The following is an 18,341-nucleotide window of genomic DNA, read 5'->3' on the forward strand; positions in this document are numbered from 1 at the left end:
TCAAGGCGCAGCTCGCCGTGACCGAGGCGGGCGAGATCACCGGGATTGCCTGGCCTTTTGGCTCTGCTGACCGGCAAGCTTGATGCGGGCGAGATCAGCGCCGCCGACTTCGAACGCCAGATGGGCGATCTGATCAAGAAGGCGCAAGGGGCCTTTGCCTCGCTTGGCGAGATCGACGACGCGCGCTTCACCAAGGTCATCGAACGCCTGGGCGGGCTCTGGAGCGCGCTTGAGGCGCTGCGCACGAAGGCGGCCGAAGCACGGGCGGCGCTGCCGGGCGGGGCTGCAACGCTGGACGACACCCGCGGCGCGGCCATCGCCGAGGCCCGTTCGGGCAGCTATGAGAGCAGCAGCCCCCATGTGCTGACGACCTCGCCCCGGCCGAAACAGCCGCCGCCGCTTCTGGGCGAAACCGGCCCGGTGGTCGGATCTGGCCAAGGGGCCGGTGCTGGTGGTGGTCGCAATGCCAGTGACTTCGCGCAGGCCGTCGCTGATCTGGAGCGCGAGAAAGCCGCCCTTGATGCCGAAGCCGCTGCGCTTGTCACCGCGGCCGCTGCGGGCCGGGGCTATGCCGAGGCGGTGGACTTCGCCCGCAAGCGTGCCGAGCTTCTGACGGCGGCGCAGCGCGAGGGCAAAGCGAACCTCGCCACCGCCGCGAGCGACATTTTCCGCCGGCCTTTCTTCGAAGCGTGGTCGAATGAACTGAAAGGTCACGCTTATGACTTCTCGTATTACTTCGACGAGATGGGTCTTGCTGCGCCAGAGTATGAGAATGACAGCGGTCCCGAAGCCTATTCCGAAGACGTGTTTCCGCCAGAAATGCTACATGAGATCTTCCCCGACCTCTCGCACGGCTCGCTGAGACGCGCCGATATGATGGTCGGTAGCCTGATCGAAGCCGCGTCGTCTCTTGCTGCCGCAGTCGGTGAATACAAGCGCACCGAGATCAAAGGTATTCCTCCGGTGACGGCCGTGGTCAGGCAGCCTTGATTTCGGCTTTTTCCAGCGGCTTCCAATGCCACGGCAGCAATTCGGGCAGGCGCGAGAGCGGCAGGTCCGAGATCCTTGCGATGACGTCGGCGAGCCAAGCCTGCGGGTCGATCCCGTTGAGCTTGGCGGTGCCGATCAGGGAATACATGAAGGCCGCGCGCTGCCCGCCGCGCTCGGAACCGGCGAAGAGCCAGGATTTTCTGCCCAGGGCGACCCCGCGCAGGGAGCGTTCCGCCGCGTTGTTGGTGAGGCAGACCCGGCCATCGTCAAGGAACCGGGTGAAGCCAGGCCAGTGTTCGGGCGAGAGAGAATAATCGATCGCCTTGGCGACCTTGGCGTGCTTCGAGAGCTGCGCGCGTTGCGCCCGAAGCCAGCGCTCCAGGGCCGCGACCAGCGGGGCCGAGCGCGCCTTGCGGGCCTCCAGACGGACGGCAGGGTCGAGGCCGGTGATCCCGCGCTCGATGTCGAACAGCGCATCGATGCGCTTCACCGCCTTCGAAGGCGATTGGCGAGATTTCCTTGGCATCCTTGCCTTTGCGGATGTTCCCTTCGACATCGGCCAGTTCAAAGAACTTGCGCCGCGCGTGGCTCCAACACAGAGCCGGGAGAACCGGCCCCGGCTTGCGGTCGCCGCGGTAGAGGTCGTTGTAGCCGGCATAGGCGTTCGTCGGGAAAACAGTCCCCCCGGACTGTTTTCCGAACCTCCTCACCTTGCAGGATGCCCTGCCAGCCTTTCAGATGCTCGGTCGGATGCGCGCCGCCCCGATCGCGCGAGAAGCGGAAGATCACCGCTGGCGGCGCGGTGCCGCCGAAGGGGCGGTCGTCGCGCAGATAGGTCCAGAGCCGCGCCGTCTTCGTGCCGCCGCGGGCCAGCAGCGGCACGGTGGTGTCATCGCCGTGCAGGCGTTCGGCCGCCAGGACATGCGCCGCGATCAGATCATGGAGCGGCTTGAGCAGCTCGGCCACGGCCCCGACCTGATCGGCGAGGGTGGAAAGGCTGAGGTCGACGCCCTCGCGGGCATACCGCTCGGCCTGCCGGTTCAACGGTTGATGCTGGCCGAACTTTTCGAACACGATCATCGCCAGCAGGCTCGGCCCGGCCCAACCGCGCGACGTCGGATGGAACGGCGCCGGCGCCTGGCTGATCTTCTCGCAGTCGCGGCAGGTGAACTTCTCGCGCACGGTCTGAATCACCTTCCACTGCCGCGGGAGTTCGCGCCGGTCCGCGCAGCGGCAAAGCGTCCAGTGGACGCTTTGAGGCAAGAACGGGCGGAGCCCATCGAGGGTCTCGGTGATATCCTCGCCCATCTTCACGATGCGGTCCGAGCCGCAGCAGCTGCAACTGGTCGGCGCTTCGATCACCACCCGCTCGCGCGGCAGATGCTCGGGGAAGGGTTTGCGCACCGGCTTCTTGCGGTCGAAAGCCGCGACCTTCGTGGTCTTTTCGGCCCGGGCCGCATCCTCGGCAGCGTCGGTCACCAGCTCCTCGAGCTGCAATTCCAACTGATCGATCAGCCGGGCCGTGCGTTCGGCGCTGGGACCGTAATGCTCGCGTTTGAGCAGCGCGATCTCGAGCTTGAGGCCCGCGATCATCGCCTCGGAGGTCGAAACCACCGCGCGCGCCTGCACCAGCTCGGCCTTGGTGGCCGCCAGCTCGGCACGGAGTTTCTCGAGGTCTGAGACGGGATCGGACATGGCCGCTTTTACCATGAACGGCCACGGAAGCCAACAAATACAGGCGTTTCCGCTGCCTCAGCCCATCTTCTTCGGCCGCTGTGTCCAGCGCGGATTGCGCCAGTCATTCGTCGGGGAAACGGTCCTGTCTACGCAAAGTCGTTTATCACTTGGTCTGCGAGCGGCATCCCGGAACAATCCTGGTGGCTTTTGACCCCGTCCAGGGGCTTGGGAGCCGCCCGCATCTTCGATGTCATCCTGAACAGTTGCTTGGGGCCGATCCAGGACCCCGCAGAACAGGACAAGGACCATGATGCACCAACTCTATCTCGGCGTCGACGTTTCCAAGGATCGGCTCGACGTGTTTCCCCCGCAGCGCGGAGTCTCGCAGATCGACAATGCCGCCTCGACGATCCGCACCTTCGTTCGCTATGCGCAGCGCGAAGGGCTCTGGGTCGTCTTCGAGGCGACGGGCGGTTATGACCGGGCGTTGCGCGAGGCGCTGGAAGCGGCGGATGTGCCCTTCTCGCGTCTCAATCCCCGGCTAGCGCGCGACTTCGCCCGCGCCTCGGGGCTTCTGGCCAAGACGGATCGTGTGGATGCCCGCATGCTGGCGGAGTTCGGACGTCGCATGCAGCCGCCCCGGACGCCCGCCACCCCCGAGATACGCGCACAATTACAGGCGCTTGCAACGCGCCGCAGGCAGTTGGTCGAGGTGCGCAAGGAGGAGATGACCCGCCTTGCCCAAACGGCCGATCCGGTGGCGAGGGCGGATATCCGTGCCATGGTCACGATCCTCGGGCGGCACATCCGCGACTTCGACGCCCGCATCATGGCGCTGATCGCCCGCGATCCGAAGCTGACCGAGGTCTCATGTCGCATGCAAAGCGTCCCCGGTGTCGGCCCCATCGTGGCGGCAACGCTGATCGCGGAGCTGCCGGAGCTCGGAAGGCTGTGTCGCAGACGCATCGCGGCGTTGGCGGGTCTTGCCCCCATCGCGCAGGACAGCGGCAAGCTGCGCGGCAGGCGTTGCATTCGAGGCGGCAGGGCCAATGTGCGCAGCATGCTCTACATCGCGGCCCTGCACGCTTCGCGCCACGCCGAAATCTTCCGCGCCTTCCGGACCCGAATGACTGCCGCGGGAAAACCCATCAAACTCGTGCTCACGGCAACAGCCCACAAGCTCCTGACCATCCTCAACGCAATGATCAAGACCGAGACGGACTTCCAAATGAGGACATGAAGCGGAATACAGTTGCCCCCGGACCGTTTCCTGATCCTCCTCATCGTCCAGAAGATAGCCGAGCTGAGCTGCCGATATCGCAACGGCCTCGCCCGTGGCGCTCGACGGCCAGACGAATTTCCCCGCCTCAAGGCGCTTGGCGTAAAGCGAAACGCCGATCCCGTCGAACCACAAGAGCTTCACCATGTCGGCCTTGCGCCCGCGAAAGCAGAAGATCTCGCCACTGTGCGGATCGCGGCCGAGACCCTGCTGCACCTTCAGCGCGAGGCTGTTCATGCCGCACCGCATGTCGGTGACGCCGCCAGCGATCCAGACCCGCGTTCCCGCCGGAAAGGCGATCATGCCCGCTCCAGGATCTGCACGAACCGCGTCAGCACCCCGGCATCGACATCCGCCGGCACGATCACCCGCCGCCCATTCGAAAGGGCGATCTCGATCGGCCCCGACGTGACCGCGGCTGCGGAAACCGCGGCGGCAATCCCCCCTCCGGAAACAGCTCGACGGCTCGAAACGCGGGAAGCTCCCCCGCCCAACTCGCCACGCTGATACTGCCGTCGCCACTGGTACAGGCCCGACAACGCAATACCATACCGGCGCGCCGTCGCCCGCGCGAGCTTCGGGCCGGAAAGGCTCTCTTCGACTATTCGGATCTTCTCCGCGAGGCTGAACCGACGGCGACGCCCCGTGTTCGTCACGTCCAGAATTTCCAGCATGTCATGCACCGTCCATAAAGAGCTCAATATAGACGGTCCACTAACCCCGCACCCGCGTCACTCAAAGACGGCCCTCGCCGCAGGCTTACGATCAAAGCGCGCCTCGCCGAGATCGAAGCGTCCGATCTGTCAGACCCCGAAACGAAAAGAGCCGCGCTGAAAGACGCCGCGCGCCTGAACAAGATGCTCGAACAGCTTGATAAGCAGGTTCGACTGACCTTTCCCCAGTGGAAGGTGACCGGCTGAACCGTAAACTGCGCCCGGTTCAGTAACGACAAGAGCGGTATTTATTTACCAGACGCCACCGCCCTTGCCGTGTAGCAGACATAAAAGAGGAGGCTGCTGTGAATACTCATAGCACCAATGCCGCACTCGCGGCCAACGAAAACTGCGCCCCCCAAGCGACGATCGCCGAACTTCTCGCTATCATCGACGCCGAACTTCTCGTTACCATCGACGCCGAACTTCTCGCCATCAAAGCCGAACTTCTCGCCATCGAAAACGAATGTCTCGCCATCGAAGCCGAACGTCTCGCCGCCATCGACGCCGAAATGAAACGGTATGCCGCCGAACAGGATGCCGTGAACAAATGGTATGCCGCTGAGCAGGAGGCTCTGAATAAACGGCGTGCCGCCGCGCTGGACGCCGAAATGAAACGGTATGCCGCCGAACTGGACGCCGAGATCAAACAGCGCAAAGACCGGTTCGAACAGACCGGCGCCCTGAGCGATGCGCCCCCCTCCGATGTGGTCAAGTTCCTCTGACACGAAGCGGCCGCTGCGCCATCAAGAACGATAGAGCCGGGCGAGGTGAAAACCTCGCCCGTTTCACGCCGCGTTTTCCTTTCCCGCCAAACAGATTCGCCCGGCGGGCCTATAGAATGAAGGTAACCTCCGCGAGAGACCTCATGCCTGAACCTGTCAATCTGTCCGAACTTCAGAAGATGCACAGAATGGCCGCCGCGCTCGTGGTGGCTGATCCTGTCTATCTGCCGCTTTTCGAGCGCATCGAGCTGGAGCTGGCCGCCCATCAGGCGAAGGATGATGCAATCAGCCGTGCCCGCGCCATCGCGGCGTGTCACAGAGCGGTAGCCTGAAGAAGCTGCTGCATGTGTTCAAGCGTAGCCCCGTCGCCGTAACGCTCGCGCGACAAGCGATGGCCGAGAATGTCGCGTCTGATCCGGTCATCAATGCCCGCCGCAAGCATCCGGTCTTCGAATGAGTGGCGCAGCGAATAAAGGGGGTGATCGTCGCTTTGCATCAGGCCGTTTTCACGCAGGAACTTGTTGATGGTCGCGGACAGGCTGGCACTGCTGTCGCGGTAGCGCGGAAACCCCTCGGGAAAGGCCCGCAGGGCCTCCAGCGACACGCCCAGCAAGGGAACAATGCGCCGGGCGTGTTTCGTCTTCACCTGTCGACCTTCGGGCTCAATCGAAATGTGCGGGACATTGTGATTGAGCTTGATCGTGTTCACCGTCAGGGCCGCCAGCTCGGAAGGACGGCATCCGGTGTTCACCATCGCAATCAGGATTGCCCGTGCCTCGGGGTTCAGCCCGTCCAGAGCGCCCGGCGCGAGAAGCTTTTCCTTGATCCACTTCACCGAGAAGGGCGGACGTTTCTTCGCATCGCCTTCCTTGAAGGACAGGTCCGAAAGCGGCAGCACCAGACCGAGCCGCTTCATCCGGTTCACGGTCTTCAGCACGTCGCCAAGGTGGATCAGATCCTTGTTTGCGCTGTTCGCTGTCAGATCTTCCTCTTCGAGCCGTTCCATCCACCAGTTGCGGAAGTCGAGCATGTCGTCGCCGGTAATGTCGTGAATCGCCTTGTCGCCGACCACGGCAATGAAGTTCTTCACGGCTTTCACGCGCGGGTTTTTCCAGCGCCGAAGCTGATCTTCGGACTTGCCCAAGGTCTTGTCCTTGGCGAGCGTCCAATAGAGTTCCAGCGCGGCGCTGACGGAAAGGGGCGGGGCCTTCTCTGCGCCAAGCAGGGCGGCGGCCTCGCGCATGTCGGGTGTTTCGGGGCTATCCTTGAAGCCGGTAACGGCGGCGAATCTGTCGCGCAGCTCTGCGAGCGGCAGCTTCGCAACTTGTTCGGCGCGCATGTAGCGAAAGCCGCGTGCTTCGGCGAGGTCACGGGCCGCGGCGAAGCGTTCCTGGGCATCGGTGCTGTCACCGGCGAGCTTGGCTTCCCAAGCTGCAACCATCTGTTCCCAAGTCGCGGCCTCTTTCGTCTTGGCGACCGAGGGGGAATCCGTGTGCAGACTTATCCAGACGAACGTGCGCGGTTCAACCGAGGCATAGCGTTTCGGAACGCGCCGGTAGAGGTGAAGCGTTTCTTTTACTGAACCGTCGCGCGTTTTGATTGCCATGCTTTGCCCCCGGTGCTTCGGGCGAGTGTATCACAAAATGTAATGCAAAATGTATAGCAGAGGTGGGCGCCTGCATGGGGTGAAAATAGAAAAGCCCTTGAAGATCAAGGGCTTGGCTAACATCAAAACATTGTGAATGGCGGAGAGGGAGGGATTCGAACCCTCGGACCCCTTGCAGGGTCAACGGTTTTCGAGACCGCCGCAATCGACCACTCTGCCACCTCTCCGCATCAGGGGTCGTCGTGAGGCGGGGGTTTACCTTGCACCTCGGAGGGCTGCAACCGGTTTTTTCGTCCCGGGCAAACTTTTTCTTCGGGGACTTTGTCCGGCCTTGGCGAGGGGCGGGGCGGCGCTGGCGCAGAGGGCCGAAATCGGATGCCATCCGGCGCAAACAGCGCCAGACCCGGGCAGGGCGGATCGCATCCGGGGGGTGAATTTTGTCCATTGAGGTCAGATGAAATTCGGACATTATCCGGCAAATGAGATGTCAAGGCGGATAGATCTGCATCATGGATGAGATCGACAGAAAGATTTGCACCTTGCTGGGCGAGGATGCCCGGCAGTCGATGGCGCAGCTGGGCGCGGCGGTCGGGCTGTCCACTTCGGCGGTCAATGACCGGCTGCGCCGTCTGTTCGAGCGTGGGGTGCTGCGCCGCTTCAGCGCCGATGTGGCGCCCGAGGCGGTGGGCCTGCCCGTGGCCGCCTTTGTCTGGATCGCGCTGGCCGAGGGCATCGACGAGGCCGCCTTTCGCGCCGCCATCGCGGACAATACCGCCGTCACCGCCTGCCATCATGTCACCGGCGGCTGGTCCTATCTGGTGCAGATCCGCGTCGCCTCGCTTGTCGCGGTCGAGGATTTTCTGGGCGCGCTGAAACGGGCGGGCTGGATCGCGCGGACCGAAACCATGCTGGCGCTGTCGACCGTGGTCGAGCCGCCGTTTCGTTACAGGAGATAGAATGGACGCGCTGGTGCTGTTCGGAAAAGGGCTGTTCATCGGGCTGGCGATTGCCGCGCCGATCGGGCCGATGGGGGCTTTGTGCATCCAGCGCACGCTGGCGCGCGGTTTCTGGGCGGGGGTCGCGGGGGGCTTGGGCACGGCCTTGGCCGATCTGACCTTTGCCACCGGCGCGGCGGTGGGCTTTGCCGTCTTCAAGGATCTGGTCGAGCGGATCGCGGTGCCGCTGGGGCTGATCGGCGGGGCCTTCCTGATGTGGCTCGCCTGGAACGGCTGGCCGCGCGGGCAGGCGGGCGAGCCCAGCCCGGCGCAGATCCCCGAAGGCGCGCGGGCTGTGGCGCACCACCCTTGTCACCTATGGGCTGACGATCACCAACCCGCCGACGATCCTTTTGTTCGCGGCGATCTTTGCCGGGCTGGGGCTGGCGCAGACCGGATCGACCCCTGGCCATCGTGGCGCTTGTCGCGGGCGTTTTCCTCGGCTCGATCGGCTGGTGGGCGTTCCTCTCGGGCCTGGTCGCGGCGCTCCATCACCGGTTGCCGCCTGCCTTCGCGCTTTGGACGGCGCGGGTCTCCAGCCTGACGATGGCGGGCTTCGGCCTTTGGGCTTTCGCGTCGATCTTCTAACTGTCGGGGGCGATCAGGCCAAGCCCGCGCAGATAGACGCCGATGCCGCTTTCCAGCAGATCCTCGGGCGAGAAGGGCGATTGCGTGCCGGGCGCGGCGCGGGCGTAAAGCTCGACGACCCCATGCGAAAGCGCGCGCACATGCGCCGCCACCATCGAGGGCGGCGGGCGGCGCCCCTCGGGGATATGGGCCGAGAGCGCCTGTGTGGCCTTCAGCGCCACCGCCTCGGCCCGCGCCATGCCTGCCGCCAGATCCGGCGAGCGGTTGGGGCTGAGCCCGCTTTCGAACATCGCCATGTAATGGCCGGGAAATTTCCGCGCGAAGGCCAGATAGGCCCGCCCCGTCGCGCCAAAGGCCGAAAGCGCCGTGGGTTTGCCGCCGTTCCAGGCATGTTCCATCAGATCGGCGAAGATCGCATAGCCCTGGCGCGCGCATTCGGCGATCAGATCCTCGCGCCCGGCAAAGTGGCGATAGACCGCGGCGGGGGTCACGCCCGCTTCCTTGGCGGCTTCGGACAGGGTGAAGCCCTGCGCGCCGCGCGCGGCAATCAGCGCCAGCGCCGCCTCGACCAATGCCTGGCGGAGGTTGCCGTGGTGATAGCCCTGCTTACCCATCAATCAGGCCGATGCCGCCACAGATCTGCGGATCGGGTGTGCCGATCACCGCCCGGTCCTTGCCCGGATAGTCGAGCGCGCCCAGCACCGTCTGCACCGCGGCGATCCGGGCGCGGTATTTGTCATCGGAGCGGATCACCGTCCAGGGCGCATGGGCGGTATCCGACCGGCGCAGCGTTTCCGCAATGGCAACCGTATAGGCCTCCCATTTCTTCAGCCCCTCGACGTCGATCCAGCTCAGCTTCCATTGCTTCAGCGGGTCCTGTTCGCGATCCAGAAAGCGCTTGAGCTGCTCGGCGCGGTCGACCGACAGCCAGAGCTTGACCAGAACGATCCCCTCCTCGACCAGCATCTTTTCGAAGCCGGGCAGCTGGGCAAAGAAATGCGTGCGCTGTTCGGGGGTGCAAAAGCCGAAGACCTGTTCGACCACGCCGCGGTTGTACCACGAGCGGTCGAACAGCGCGATTTCCCCCGCCGCGGGCAGCCGTTCCACATACCGCTGGAAATACCACTGGCCCTGCTGGCGCTCGGTGGGGGTGGGCAGGGCGACGATCGTGGCCTGACGCGGGTTCAGGTTCTCGCGCAGCCGCTCGATCGTGCCGCCCTTGCCCGCGGCGTCGCGGCCCTCGAACAGCACGACAAGCCGTCGCCCATCCTGTTTCAGCCCCCAGCTCATCTTCACCAGTTCGACCTGCAGCGCCTGCATCTGCGCCTCGTAGTCCTTTTTCGCCATCGCGCGGCGATAGGGAAACGAGGATGACAGGATTTCGTCGGGCCGGGCGGTCTCGATCGCCTTGCGCAGCTCTTCGGGGGCCTCTTCGCGCAGGAAGCGGGTGATATCGCCGACAAAGGGAATCTCCGGCAGGGCCAGGGGAGGATTGCCCGCCGTCTTCTGTCCGCTGTCCTTGCCCATATGCCCCTGCCGATGTGCCGCCCATGTGAATGCGCTTCACTATAGCCCAGCCGAGGGGGCTGGCAAAGGGGCAGGCCGGCGGCGCGGGCGGGTCGCAAACTTGCGCAGGGGGCGACGATCTGTCCCGCCCCTCCGCGCCCGTTCTTCGGGGCGTGGCGGCCATCTTCCGGTTCTGGTTAACAAAATGTGATTCGGTGCGGCCGGAACGTGATGACGAACAAAACGACCGTTTCGTTCGCTTTGGTCGCAAAGACGGAACAATGCGGCGGCGGTGATTGTTCCGGGGCAGGCCGAAGATTGATGCCGGTTCGGAAACCCCGCCGCGGCGGGATTGTTGGCAGATCGGAAACAGCGCGGCGCGACAGCCCGCACCGTCGCCCCGACATACCCCATCGGGAGAGGGTTAATGACCGGTAAACAAGACAAATTTTCAGCATTTCCTGCGCTGCGCGGCGGTCAGGGACACGGCATCGGCGAAACAATCGCGGCGGAAATGGTGCAACATCGCGGCAGCCATCGGACAGGCAAGGCATGTTCGCGCAGAAATCCAGGCAAGATTGCGGCAGATTCCCCGTTCCCCGAAGCTCATCCTCTTGGTATCACTGAAGGGCCCGGCTTTGGGCGCTGGCCGTGGGGGCGGCCGGTGACGATCGAGATCTTCGGATGCTCGGGAAGATTGATGTGGTGCTGCCGTAGACGGGGTGATCTGCGATCCCGCGACGACCGCGAAGCAGGTAAGACAAAAACCGCCGTTTTGGCGGGATGCTTCGTGCACCCTGATCCCGCCCGACTGTCCAAAGGTGTCGCGTCGCAGATGTGGTGGGCAAACCCGCCGTAACCAGTGACGGGCGCTGCGCGGGGCAGGCCCAGACAGTTCAAAGGCGCGCGAAGCATTGTCTTCGTCAGTCGGGGCAAGGAGAGGCTGCCATGACCTATACTTTCAGTGACCGCACGATTTTCGCGTGGGATTTGTCGAACATCACCTCTTCGAAAGCGGGTCTTTTCGCGGACAGCGCCACCGGGCTGAGCACCGCCAAGGGCGCGACCTTCACCATCGCCACCGGATCGACGGTCAACCAGATCACCGTGCGCGACAATGACAGCTATTTCAACGACGGCGACGGCGATCAGACGCTGAATTCGAGCGAGACCCTCGAAGGGTCGAGCTATGGCTCCTCCTCCGGCCGCATCACCCCCGAATACGCCTATACCGTCTGCCCCGCCGGTTGCACCGATCCTTCGGGTTACATCACCGTCTATGCCTTTGAAATGTCCGACAATGACATGGTCGGCATCGTGTCTTCGGCGCCGCTGCAGCCGGGCGTGACCTATACGGTCGTGTCCTGCATCGACAATTGCCCCTCGGTCGCCTATTCGTCGCTGGCGACCTATCCGACGCTTGATGGCGTCGTCGAGGGCACGGCGGGCGCCGATCTGATCGACACGAGCTACACCGGCGATCCCGAAGGCGACAGGATCGACGCCAACGACTATCGCGGCGGCAATGCCGACAGCGTGGTTGCGGGCGCGGGCAATGACACGATCCGCTCGGGCGCGGCGGCAGATACCGTCCATGGCGAGGATGGCAACGACCTGATCGACGGCGGCGCCGACAATGACCTGCTTTATGGCGGCGCGGGCGACGACACCTTTGTCGGCGGCGCGGGCAATGACACGTTCCATGGCGGCACCGGGCTCGACATCATCGACTATTCGAATTCGGGCGCGGCGGTGAATGTCAATCTGGGCACCGGGGCGCTCTCGGGCGGCGATGCGACGGGCGACGTGATCGGCGGCGGCATCGACGGCGTCATCGGCACCGATTTCAACGACAGCCTTGTCGGCTTCGACCATCAGGGCACCTCGGCCTCGGACACCTACACGAACGTCTTCCACGGCATGGACGGAAACGACACGATCCTGGGCCAGGGCTCGGATGACAGCCTTTATGGCGGCGCCGATGACGACAGCATCGAGGGCGGCGCGGGCAACGACTATATCGAGGGCGACGGCGATCTGGACGCCGGCGCCCCCGCGCGCGATCTGACGATGGACTGGCAGCGCTTCGGCCAGAATTGCGGCAATATCGTCAACGGCTCGTCTTACGACATGGGCGGCGTGCGGGTGACCTTCGGCTTCACCGACCAGACCTGCGGCGGCACCGCCACCTCGACCAATGCGGCGCAATATGTCGAGGCGGGCGACGGGCTGAACGGCTCGGGCGGGCTGCAGCTTTATGGCGATGGCGGGCTGGGCAACACCTCGACCACGACGCTGAACTTCACCTCGACCAATGCCGATTACGCCTCGGCGGTGACCGATGTCACCTTCCGCATCAACGACATCGACGTTGGCACCAGCGCCGATTACCATCAGGATATCGTCACCGTCCGCGCCTATGACGCGAACGGCAATCTGCTGAACGTCACCTATACGCTGGAAGGCGGGCAGACGGTTTCGAACGGCACGATCACCGGCCATGACGTCGACAATGGCGGGCTGTCCCCGGCTTCGGCGACCGGCTCGGTTCTGGTGCATATCGACGGCGTCGTGGCGCGGATCGAGATCGACTACAACAACGGCGGCCCCACCGATCAGGCGATCACCGTGACCGATCTGACCTGCACCACCGTTCCGGCGGTCGAGGCGGATGAGGCGGGCGATGACCGGCTTTCGGGCGGCGAGGGCGACGACACGATCCTTGGTCAGGGCGGCAATGACACGATCACCGGCGGCGACGGCAATGACCGGATCTCGGCGGGCGATGACCGCGACGTGATCCATGGCGGCGCGGGCGACACGATCGACGGCGGCGCGGGCGGCGACGATTACGACACGCTCGACATCACCGGCCAGGGCGACTGGCGCGTGGTGAACCGGACCGTTGACAGCAATGGCAACGGCTATAACGGCACCGTCGAGTTTCTGGATGCCGATGGCAATGTGACCGGCGCGCTCGATTTCACCGAGATCGAGAATATCGTCGGCGATGACGTCAACCACCGCCCCGATGCGGTGAACGACAGTGCCACCGTGGCCGAGGACGGCACCCAGACGATCACCGTTCTGGCCAATGACACCGACCCCGATGGCGACACGCTGACGGTGACCGGCGCCAGCGCGCTGCATGGCACGGTGACGGTGAATGCGAACGGCACGCTGACCTATGTGCCGAACCCGAATTACAACGGCCCCGACACCATCACCTATACGGTGCGCGATCCGGGCGGGCTGACCGATACGGCGACGGTGGCGGTCACCGTGACGCCGATGAACGACGCCCCCGATGCGGTGAACGATACCGCCGCGACGAATTTCCAGACCGCCGTGACCGTGCCGGTTCTGGCCAATGACACCGATATCGACGGCGACACGCTGACGGTGACCGGCGCTTCCAGCCCGAACGGCACCGTCACGGTGAACCCGGACGGCACGATCACCTTCACCCCGGCCACCGGCTTCACCGGCGATGCCACCATCACCTACACCGTCTCGGACGGGCAGGGCGGCACCGATACCGCGATCGTCACCGTCACGGTCGGCGCCGATCCGCGCGATGGCTATGTGGACGGCACGGCGGGCGGCGATCTGATCGACACCGGCTACACCGGCGATCCGCAGGGCGACATGGTCGACGGCAATGATGCGATCCTGCCGGGCGACGGGCCGAACGATGACCGCATCCGCGCGGGCGGCGGCAACGACACCGTTCTGGCGGGCTTGGGCGACGACACCGTGACCGCGGGTACCGGCAATGACTCGGTCGAGGGCGGCGACGGCGACGACAGCCTGCTGGGCGAGGGCGGCAGCGACACCCTGCGCGGCGGCGAGGGCAATGACACCGTCGATGGCGGCGACGACAACGATCTGGTGATCGGCGGTGCGGGCGACGATCTGCTGATCGGCGGCCTTGGCAATGACACTTTGGAAGGCGTGGCGGGCAATGACACCGCGCTTGGCGGCGCGGGCGATGACAGCATCACCACCGGCCGCGGCTCGGACCGGGCCGAGGGCGGCGACGGCAATGATTACATCAACACCCGCAACGATCAGGCGCTGTCGGATCTGGGCTATCCGGGCTATCTGTCGCGCGATCCCGACCCGAACGACGACCGCGACACCGTGCTGGGCGGGGCGGGCAATGACACGATCCTGACCGGCGACGACGCCGACAGCATCGAGGGCGGCGCGGGCCATGACGTGATCGACGCCGGCTTCGACGCCGACACCGTTCTGGGCGGCGAGGGCGACGACACCATCACCTCGGGCTGCGGCTCGGATGTGGTCGATGGCGGGGCGGGCAATGACATCATCTACGGCGGCCTTGGCCCGACCGTGCCCGACATCATCAACATCCCCGACGCCACCGATCTGGTGCAGAACAACGGCATGGACACGATCCATGGCGGCGACGGCAATGATGTCATCTATGGCGAGGATGACGACGACCTGCTTTACGGCGATGCGGGCAATGACACGATCGACGGCGGCATCGACGAGGACACGATCCTTGGCGGCACCGGCAATGACAGCATCATCGGCGGCGACGGGGCCGACCAGATGTCGGGCGGCGACGACCGCGACACTTTCCGCGTGGCCACGGTCGCGGCGGGCGCGGGCGACGTGATCGACGGCAACGAGGGCGGCGACGACTATGACACGCTCGACCTGACCGGGGCGGGCCGCACCAACATCATCTATGACCCGACCAATGCCGAAAACGGCACGGTGCAGTTCCTGGATGACGACGGCAATGTCGTCGGCACGCTGACCTTCAGCAATATCGAGAACATCATCGTCGACCGCGACGGCATCGTTTCGGGCACCGACGGCGCCGACCTGATCGACTATGATTACACCGGCGATCCCGAAGGCGACATGATCGACCATAATGACGCGATCATCCCGGGCGACGGCCCGCAGGACGACCGCGTCGTGGCCGGGGCGGGCAATGACACGATCCGCTCGGGTCTGGGCGACGACACCGTGGATGCGGGCAACGGCGACGATTCGATCGAGGCGGGCTCGGGCGATGACTCGGTGCTGGGCGGGGACGGCAACGACACCATCCTGGGCGAAGCGGGCGATGACACGCTGGAGGGCGGCGCGGGCAATGACAGCGTCGTCGGCGGGCTGGATGATGACAGCATCCTTGGCGGCGCGGGCGATGATATCCTTGACGGCCGCGGCGGGCTTGACACGATCGACGGCGGCGCGGGCAACGACAGCATCGACGGCGGCGACGGCAATGACGTCGTCAGCGGCGGCACCGGCAATGACACGATCTATGGCGAGCTGGGCGATGACACGCTGACCGGCGGCGAGGGCCGCGATCTGGTTGACGGCGGCGACGGCAACGACCTGATCGACACTTCGGGCACCGGCCGCCCCGACATCGCCTATCCGGGGCTTTACGGCGCCGACAGCGATCCGAACGACGACCGCGACACGGTGATTGCCGGGACCGGCAATGACACGATCCGCACCGGCGACGATGCCGACAGCATCGACGCGGGGCAGGGCCATGACGTGATCGACGCGGGCGACGATGCCGACACCGTCGCGGCCGGGATCGGCGACGATCTGGTGATCGGCGGCGAGGGCTCGGACAGCATCTCGGGCGGTGACGGCAATGACACGATCTACGCCGACAACGGCCCGGGCACCACAAGCCCGACCGAAGTCACCGACGACCGCGATCCGGTGCCGCAAAACGGCCGCGACACGGTGCGCGGCGGCGAGGGCAACGATGTCATCTATGGCGGCGACGACGACGACCTGCTCAGCGGCGACAACGGCAATGACTGGATCGACGGCGGCATCGACGAGGACACGATCACCGGCGGCGAAGGCAACGACACGCTTCTGGGCGGCGCGGGCGATGACAGCCTGGATGGCGGCAATTCCTCCGACAGCCTGGACGGTGGCACCGGCAACGACACGCTGCTGGGCGGCGAGGGCAACGACACGCTGCGGGGCGGGGCGGGCAATGACAGCCTGGACGGTGGCTCTGCCTCGGACACGCTCGACGGCGGCACCGGCAACGACACGCTGATCGGCGGCGAGGGCGACGACTCGATCCTTGGGGGCGACGGCAACGATCTGGCCTCGGGCGGGACCGGTCAGGACACGATCCGCGGCGGCGCGGGCGATGACACGATCTCCGGCGATGATGGCGACGACCGGCTTTACGGCGAGGCTGGCAACGACAGCCTGACCGGCGGTCAGGGCCAGGATCTGCTCGACGGCGGGGCGGGCAATGATACGCTGATCGGCGGCGAGGGGGTCGACACGCTCTCGGGGGGCGATGACCGCGATCTTTTCGTGGTGGTCAACCGCGATGCGGGCAACCATGACGTCATCGACGGCAACGAGGGTGGCGACGATTATGACACGCTCGATCTGACCACGGCCGGGCCGCTGCGGATCAACTACGATCCGACGAACCCGGAAAACGGCACCGTCACCTTCCTGGACGACAACGGCAATGTCACCGGCTCGCTGACCTTCCGCAACATCGAGAATGTGATCCCGCCCTGCTTCACCCCCGGCACGCTGATCGCGACGCCGAAAGGCGAGCGGCTGGTCGAAGAGCTGCGCGAAGGCGACAAGATCCTGACCCGCGACAACGGCATTCAGGAAATCCGCTGGATCGGCCGCACCGATCTTACCCGGGCGCAGCTGCTGGCCTCGCCGCATCTGAAGCCGGTGCTGATCCGGGCCGGAAGCCTGGGCAACGGCCTGCCGGAACGCGACATGCTGGTCTCGCCCAACCACCGGATGCTGGTGGCGAACGAACGCACCGCGCTTTACTTCGAGGAGCACGAGGTTCTGGTCGCGGCCAAGCATCTGATCGACAACCGCGGCGTGCAGGCGGTGGAGACGCTGGGCACCAGCTACATCCACTTCATGTTCGACCGGCACGAGGTGGTTCTGGGCAACGGCGCCTGGACCGAAAGCTTCCAGCCGGGGGATCAGTCGCTGCAAGGTCTGTGCAATGCGCAACGCGCCGAGATCCTGGAACTGTTCCCGGAACTGCGCACGCGCGCGGGCCTTGAGGGCTATGGCGCAGCCCGCAAGATCTTGAAAAAGCACGAGGCGGGGCTGCTCAAGCACCGCTGAGGACCGGCGGCAAGACCGCAGGGGGCAAGATTGCAGCGCCCGGGGGAAACCCCGGGCGTTGTCGTTGCGATCATGGCAGGACCGGGCCAGATTGCGTCGGTTTCGGGGCAGGAAACGGAAAGTTCCTGCGCATTGTGACAAATTCTTGATCGTTAAACTTTTGGAAAGGCCTCTTTTGCAGTATCGTGAGGACTGGGGGCGTTGTGTCAGCCAGGTGTTTCCGGGTCAGGACGTGCAAGATGACGGCGACGGGCACTTACATGGATGGGACGAACCTCACCGACAGCGCGGCGATCGGGGCGGGGTTCGATGCCGCCATGGTCGAGATGCGCTTCCAGTTCGACGGTTACGAAGGCGCCGCCGGCCGGATCGAGGGGCGCGATGACGCGGGATCGCGGCTTTTCGCGCTGGATCTGCGCCAGGTGCTGGGGTCGGTGCCCTGTTTCACTGCCGGAAGCCGGATTGCCACCGCCGAGGGGCTGGTGCCGGTTTCGGCGCTGACCCCGGGCACAAGGGTGATCACCCGCGACAACGGCCTGCAGGACTTGCTCTGGATCGGGTGCCGCCGCTTCGGCTGGCAGGCGCTGGGGCTCAACCCGCTGCTGCGTCCGGTGCGGATCGCCGCCGGGGCGCTGGGGCAGGGGCTGCCCGAACGCGACATGGTGGTGTCGCCGAACCACCGCTTCCTGACCCGTCTGCCGGGCGAGGGCGAAACCGGCGAACGGCTGACGATGGCGCGCGATCTGGTCGGGCTTGACGGCATCTGCACCGAGGAGGCGGCCACGGTCGATTACTGGCAATTGTTGTTTGCCCGTCACGAATTGCTGCTGGCCGATGGCAGCTGGTCGGAAAGCTTCCGGCCCACCGCGGCCAGTCTTGCGGCGCTGGAAAGCGCCAGCCGCGCCGCGCTGGCGCTGGCTGTGCCCGGTCTCGGGGCAGAAGGTGTCGGCAGCTTCGCCGCCGTCCGGCCCTTTGCGGAAGTCGGCGCCGCGGCCTGATCGGCTTTGCCTCCCGGCCCTTGGCCCCCGGGCCCCTGCCATCGTGCTGCCATCATAGCGCGCGGCTTTTGCCGAGCTTTCGGCCCCAATTCGCCATCTTGATGAAGAATTCTTTACCAAG

General features: G+C 65.2%; 13 protein-coding genes, 1 tRNA gene and 2 pseudogenes. 9 read left to right on the plus strand and 7 right to left on the minus strand.

Annotated features, from left to right (window positions below):
- The first annotated feature begins 57 nt into the window (after nucleotides 1-57).
- Nucleotides 58-990 carry a hypothetical protein gene (locus ACTTAG_RS09095; protein ID WP_444465165.1) on the plus strand — a complete coding sequence of 311 codons (933 nt, stop codon included), beginning with the start codon at nucleotides 58-60 and terminating at the stop codon, nucleotides 988-990.
- Here ACTTAG_RS09095 and tnpC read toward each other — a convergent pair.
- Nucleotides 977-2,685: pseudogene (tnpC, locus tag ACTTAG_RS09100) on the minus strand (IS66 family transposase). The gene ACTTAG_RS09095 and the pseudogene tnpC sit on opposite strands and share 14 nt — an antisense overlap.
- Nucleotides 2,686-2,974: 289 nt before the next feature.
- Between tnpC and ACTTAG_RS09105 the strand changes: the two are divergent.
- The gene (locus ACTTAG_RS09105; protein ID WP_444465166.1) at nucleotides 2,975-3,907 is read left to right on the plus strand and encodes an IS110 family transposase; all 933 of its coding nucleotides are present in this window, start codon (nucleotides 2,975-2,977) and stop codon (nucleotides 3,905-3,907) included.
- 57 nt (nucleotides 3,908-3,964) lie between these two features.
- Here ACTTAG_RS09105 and tnpB read toward each other — a convergent pair.
- Nucleotides 3,965-4,249 (minus strand): annotated as a pseudogene (gene tnpB / locus ACTTAG_RS09110) (IS66 family insertion sequence element accessory protein TnpB); the annotation flags it as partial.
- Nucleotides 4,246-4,620, minus strand: coding sequence for a transposase (locus ACTTAG_RS09115; protein WP_444465167.1), 375 nt, complete (start codon nucleotides 4,618-4,620; stop codon nucleotides 4,246-4,248). The pseudogene tnpB and the gene ACTTAG_RS09115, both read right to left, overlap by 4 nt.
- Nucleotides 4,621-4,964: 344 nt before the next feature.
- Here ACTTAG_RS09115 and ACTTAG_RS09120 point away from each other — a divergent pair, with 344 nt between their 5' ends.
- On the plus strand, nucleotides 4,965-5,384 hold the full coding sequence (locus tag ACTTAG_RS09120) for a hypothetical protein (protein WP_444465168.1): 420 nt from the start codon (nucleotides 4,965-4,967) through the stop codon (nucleotides 5,382-5,384).
- 143 nt (nucleotides 5,385-5,527) lie between these two features.
- Nucleotides 5,528-5,716 carry a hypothetical protein gene (locus ACTTAG_RS09125; protein WP_444465169.1) on the plus strand — a complete coding sequence of 63 codons (189 nt, stop codon included), beginning with the start codon at nucleotides 5,528-5,530 and terminating at the stop codon, nucleotides 5,714-5,716.
- Here ACTTAG_RS09125 and ACTTAG_RS09130 read toward each other — a convergent pair.
- Nucleotides 5,698-6,990 carry a tyrosine-type recombinase/integrase gene (locus ACTTAG_RS09130; protein WP_444465170.1) on the minus strand — a complete coding sequence of 431 codons (1,293 nt, stop codon included), beginning with the start codon at nucleotides 6,988-6,990 and terminating at the stop codon, nucleotides 5,698-5,700. The two genes, ACTTAG_RS09125 and ACTTAG_RS09130, sit on opposite strands and share 19 nt — an antisense overlap.
- A 137-nt stretch (nucleotides 6,991-7,127) precedes the next feature.
- A tRNA-Ser gene (locus ACTTAG_RS09135) sits at nucleotides 7,128-7,217 on the minus strand.
- 282 nt (nucleotides 7,218-7,499) lie between these two features.
- On the opposite strand from ACTTAG_RS09135, the gene ACTTAG_RS09140 reads away from it, so the two are divergent.
- Together ACTTAG_RS09140 and ACTTAG_RS09145 are read left to right on the plus strand one after the other, a co-directional pair.
- A complete protein-coding gene (locus ACTTAG_RS09140; RefSeq protein ID WP_444465171.1) occupies nucleotides 7,500-7,946 on the plus strand; it encodes an Lrp/AsnC family transcriptional regulator in 447 nt (148 codons plus the stop codon).
- Nucleotide 7,947: 1 nt separating this feature from the next.
- Complete coding sequence (locus ACTTAG_RS09145; protein WP_444465172.1) at nucleotides 7,948-8,529, plus strand: LysE family translocator; 582 nt, start codon at nucleotides 7,948-7,950, stop codon at nucleotides 8,527-8,529.
- Nucleotides 8,530-8,569: 40 nt separating this feature from the next.
- Here ACTTAG_RS09145 and ACTTAG_RS09150 read toward each other — a convergent pair whose 3' ends face one another.
- Both ACTTAG_RS09150 and ppk2 read right to left on the minus strand, forming a co-directional pair.
- A complete protein-coding gene (locus ACTTAG_RS09150) occupies nucleotides 8,570-9,187 on the minus strand; it encodes a TetR/AcrR family transcriptional regulator (RefSeq protein WP_444465173.1) in 618 nt (205 codons plus the stop codon).
- Nucleotides 9,180-10,100, minus strand: a complete 921-nt coding sequence (ppk2, locus tag ACTTAG_RS09155) for a polyphosphate kinase 2 (protein WP_444465174.1) — start codon at nucleotides 10,098-10,100, stop codon at nucleotides 9,180-9,182. The genes ACTTAG_RS09150 and ppk2 overlap by 8 nt, the downstream gene beginning before the upstream one ends.
- A gap of 406 nt (nucleotides 10,101-10,506) precedes the next feature.
- Here ppk2 and ACTTAG_RS09160 point away from each other — a divergent pair, with 406 nt between their 5' ends.
- The 3 genes from ACTTAG_RS09160 (at nucleotide 10,507) to ACTTAG_RS09170 (ending at nucleotide 18,220) form a co-directional block, all read left to right on the plus strand.
- The gene (locus ACTTAG_RS09160; RefSeq protein ID WP_444465175.1) at nucleotides 10,507-10,938 is read left to right on the plus strand and encodes a hypothetical protein; all 432 of its coding nucleotides are present in this window, start codon (nucleotides 10,507-10,509) and stop codon (nucleotides 10,936-10,938) included.
- Between the two features lie 89 nt (nucleotides 10,939-11,027).
- Entirely contained in the window at nucleotides 11,028-17,222 is a 6,195-nt protein-coding gene (locus ACTTAG_RS09165; protein ID WP_444465176.1) for a Hint domain-containing protein, read from the plus strand.
- 239 nt (nucleotides 17,223-17,461) lie between these two features.
- A complete protein-coding gene (locus tag ACTTAG_RS09170; protein WP_444462036.1) occupies nucleotides 17,462-18,220 on the plus strand; it encodes a Hint domain-containing protein in 759 nt (252 codons plus the stop codon).
- The last annotated feature ends 121 nt before the right edge of the window (nucleotides 18,221-18,341 follow it).

This window comes from Rhodobacter capsulatus, assembly GCF_052363185.1.
Taxonomy (GTDB): domain Bacteria; phylum Pseudomonadota; class Alphaproteobacteria; order Rhodobacterales; family Rhodobacteraceae; genus Rhodobacter; species Rhodobacter capsulatus_E.

Excerpts from the sequence above, each read along its gene's own strand:
- ACTTAG_RS09105 (WP_444465166.1), top strand. The coding sequence starts at position 2,975 with ATGATGCACCAACTCTATCTCGGCGTCGACGTTTCCAAGGATCGGCTC.
- ACTTAG_RS09115 (WP_444465167.1), bottom strand. The coding sequence starts at position 4,620 with ATGCTGGAAATTCTGGACGTGACGAACACGGGGCGTCGCCGTCGGTTC.
- ACTTAG_RS09125 (WP_444465169.1), top strand. The coding sequence starts at position 5,528 with ATGCCTGAACCTGTCAATCTGTCCGAACTTCAGAAGATGCACAGAATG.
- ACTTAG_RS09130 (WP_444465170.1), bottom strand. The coding sequence starts at position 6,990 with ATGGCAATCAAAACGCGCGACGGTTCAGTAAAAGAAACGCTTCACCTC.
- ACTTAG_RS09140 (WP_444465171.1), top strand. The coding sequence starts at position 7,500 with ATGGATGAGATCGACAGAAAGATTTGCACCTTGCTGGGCGAGGATGCC.
- ACTTAG_RS09145 (WP_444465172.1), top strand. The coding sequence starts at position 7,948 with ATGGACGCGCTGGTGCTGTTCGGAAAAGGGCTGTTCATCGGGCTGGCG.
- ACTTAG_RS09150 (WP_444465173.1), bottom strand. The coding sequence starts at position 9,187 with ATGGGTAAGCAGGGCTATCACCACGGCAACCTCCGCCAGGCATTGGTC.
- ppk2 (WP_444465174.1), bottom strand. The coding sequence starts at position 10,100 with ATGGGCAAGGACAGCGGACAGAAGACGGCGGGCAATCCTCCCCTGGCC.
- ACTTAG_RS09160 (WP_444465175.1), top strand. The coding sequence starts at position 10,507 with ATGACCGGTAAACAAGACAAATTTTCAGCATTTCCTGCGCTGCGCGGC.
- ACTTAG_RS09165 (WP_444465176.1), top strand. The coding sequence starts at position 11,028 with ATGACCTATACTTTCAGTGACCGCACGATTTTCGCGTGGGATTTGTCG.
- ACTTAG_RS09170 (WP_444462036.1), top strand. The coding sequence starts at position 17,462 with ATGACGGCGACGGGCACTTACATGGATGGGACGAACCTCACCGACAGC.